General features: G+C 46.5%; 1 tRNA gene (only partly in view). It reads right to left on the bottom strand.

Annotated features, from left to right (window positions below):
- Positions 1-142: 142 nt before the first annotated feature.
- Positions 143-200 (bottom strand) — tRNA-OTHER (locus PGX78_RS09415); it runs 61 nt beyond the window's last position.

The following is a 200-nucleotide window of genomic DNA, read 5'->3' as shown; positions in this document are numbered from 1 at the left end:
TTCGCCTTCAATCTCCGTAAACATGGAGTTCGTACGGCTTTTTAAACCTGAGCGACGAAAGACCGAGCCGTTTACGACAAAATAAACGACTCGGTCTGAAACAAATAAGGGATATTGCCTCGGCAATATCCCTTATTTCATGTGGCGGAGTGGGAGAGATTCGAACTCTCGCAAGCCTTACGACCCCTAACGATTTAGCA

Source organism: Megasphaera sp. AF13-6AC (genome assembly GCF_027685385.1).
GTDB classification, from domain to species: domain Bacteria; phylum Bacillota; class Negativicutes; order Veillonellales; family Megasphaeraceae; genus Megasphaera; species Megasphaera micronuciformis.
This window is presented reverse-complemented; position numbering and strand designations above follow the sequence as displayed.